Annotated in this window: 1 protein-coding gene; it reads right to left on the reverse strand. The window is 57.9% G+C overall.

The window, feature by feature from the left end:
• Positions 1–229: 229 nt before the first annotated feature.
• Positions 230–605: BrxA family protein (locus AACY08_RS28040; protein WP_339472353.1), on the reverse strand; the 376-nt coding region annotated here is incomplete at its 5' end.

The following is a 605-nucleotide window of genomic DNA, read 5'->3' on the forward strand; positions in this document are numbered from 1 at the left end:
ATCGAAAGATCATAGAGGTCGATATCAAGGACGCGCACACCGGCATGCCCCAGCCGGGCGATCAGGTCTTCGCGATCCTCACCCAAGCTCAGGCCATCTTCGGCATCGAACGCACAGATGAAGAAGGGGACCTCGTTACCCAAACCTTGCTTGTGCAAGAATCGCTCGCTGGAACTCACCCTGAACAGGTGCTCGGCACGAACGCGCCGATCAGGTCTCGTACCCACAGTTATCCCCCATTCCCGGGAAAGATCCGCAAATCCGCCGGATTACTCTCCTCGATCAGCCGCTTCATGTGGCCTGACAGCCAGATCGGCTGAATTCTGCCTTCGGCACTCCTCAATCCCGCTTCACGCAAGATTCGGAACAGGACCTGACGCAATTTGGCGGCCGTTGATGAGGACAGCGCAGCAAGGCTCGGATCACATTCCGCTTTACCCGCGAGAAAACGATCGAACACCTCATGACCCAGATCAAGCCGCCAGGATTGGTAGCGCTCGTTGATAACCTCGACCGCGAATTCGCTAACGAAGCGATAGGTCCGACAGATCGCCAGCCACATTACAGCCTGCTGCCCGGCGCGATCCGCCTCCGCCGACAGGTAA

It is taken from the genome of Pseudomonas sp. EL_65y_Pfl1_R83, from assembly GCF_963970695.1.
GTDB classification, from domain to species: Bacteria; Pseudomonadota; Gammaproteobacteria; order Pseudomonadales; family Pseudomonadaceae; genus Aquipseudomonas; species Aquipseudomonas tritici.